At 71.8% G+C, this 1,605-nt stretch carries 2 protein-coding genes and 1 pseudogene; 2 read left to right on the forward strand and 1 reads right to left on the reverse strand.

Going from position 1 to position 1,605, the window contains the following annotated elements:
* Positions 1 to 398: pseudogene (locus ABNT58_RS10215) on the forward strand (sorbosone dehydrogenase family protein); the annotation flags it as partial.
* A 10-nt stretch (positions 399 to 408) separates the two neighbouring features.
* Here the strand turns inward: ABNT58_RS10215 and ABNT58_RS10220 are convergent.
* Positions 409 to 1,356 carry a helix-turn-helix domain-containing protein gene (locus tag ABNT58_RS10220; RefSeq protein WP_348753376.1) on the reverse strand — a complete coding sequence of 316 codons (948 nt, stop codon included), beginning with the start codon at positions 1,354 to 1,356 and terminating at the stop codon, positions 409 to 411.
* A 105-nt stretch (positions 1,357 to 1,461) separates the two neighbouring features.
* Here ABNT58_RS10220 and ABNT58_RS10225 point away from each other — a divergent pair.
* On the forward strand, positions 1,462 to 1,605 hold a 144-nt coding region (locus ABNT58_RS10225), incomplete at its 3' end, for an SDR family NAD(P)-dependent oxidoreductase (RefSeq protein WP_348753377.1).

Genomic DNA, 1,605 nt, shown 5'->3' on the forward strand with positions numbered 1-1,605 from the left:
GCTACTGGGGCAAGACGGTGGACGACCGCGTGCCGCAGGACCCGGCCAAGGTGGCCAGCGCGCTGCAGCCCGACTATGCGCTGGGCGGCCACATCGCCTCGCTGGGGCTGTGCTGGATGCCGGCCGGCACGCTGCCCGGCTTCGACGTGGATGGCATGGTGATCGGCCAGCACGGCTCCTGGAACCGCAGCAAGCTCAGCGGCTACAAGGTGGTGTTCGTGCCCTTTGCCAACGGCCGGCCTTCGGGGGCGGTGCGCGACATCCTGTGGGGCTTCCTGGCGCCCGACGAATCGGTGTCCTACGGCCGCCCGGTGGGCGTGACCATCGGCCCCGACGGCCGCTCGCTGCTGGTGGCCGACGACGTGGGCGACGTGGTGTGGCGGGTGAGGGCGGCTTGAGGCCGCGGGCCTAAGCCGCCTCGCGCGCCCGCCGCCGCAGGCCCTGCGGCGGCACGCCGAATCCGCGCAAAAAGGCTTCGCGCAGGTGGCGGCGGTCGCGAAAGCCCGTTTCGCGGGCCACCACTTCCAGCGGGTGGCGGCTCTGCTCGATCATCAGCCGCGCGGCTTCCAGCCGCAGGCCTTCGATGGCCTTGGCCGGCGACTGGCCGGTCTCGGCCATGAACACGCGGCTGAACTGCCGCGGGCTCAGGTGGGCCACGGCGGCCAGCTCTTCCACGCCCAGCGGCTGGGCCAGGTGGCGCCGCGCATGGTCCAGCGCCTGCTGGATGCGGTCGGTCTTGGGCGCCAGCTTCAGCAACTCGGAGTGCTGGCTTTGCCCGCCGGCGCGGCGCTGCGGCATCACCAGCCGGTGCGCCACCGAACGGGCGACTGCCTCGCCCAGGTCCTTTTCCACCAGGCCCAGCGCCAGGTCCATGCCGGCCGTCATGCCGGCCGAGGTCCACAGCGGGCCGTCGCTGATGAAGATGCGGTCGGCTTCCACGCGGATGCCGGGGTGCCGCTGCTGCATGGCATCGGCATACGACCAATGGGTGGTCGCGCGGCGGCCTTCCAGCAGGCCGGCCTGGGCCAGCACGAAGGCGCCGGTGCACAGGCCCGCCACCCGCCGCGCCCGCGGCGCCGCCAGCCGCAACAGGCGCAGCAGCTCGGGGTCGGCCGGCTGCGGCAGCGGGTCGATCACGCCGGCCACCATCCAGGTGTCGGCGCGGCTGCGTGCCGTCAGCGGCCGCGTCTGCATCGTCATGCCGATGGACGAGCGCAGCTCGCCACCGCCCAGCGCGTGGTTGCGCACCTCGTAGAAGGGCTCGCCGGCCACCAGGTTGGCGAACTCGAACACCGCCTGGGTGCCGATGGCCAGGATCTGGAAACCTTCCGACAGGATGTAGCCGACGCGGTGCATGCTGAAGCTCCTGATGTCTCGAATCATGACTGTATACGTCATTGGAGACATCGGCGCGCGGGCGCACAGTTCATCCATCGCAACCGCTTCCGCAAGGAGACCGACATGACCACCGCATCGCTGGGCACCGCCCTCATCACCGGCGCCTCCTCGGGCATCGGCGCGCTGTGCGCCGACCGCCTGGCCCGCCGGGGCTACGACCTGATCCTGGTGGCGCGCAACCGCCAGAAACTGGACCGGCTGGCCGAC

Origin of the sequence: uncultured Aquincola sp., from assembly GCF_964001545.1 — a bacterium.
Lineage (GTDB): Bacteria > Pseudomonadota > Gammaproteobacteria > Burkholderiales > Burkholderiaceae_C > Aquincola.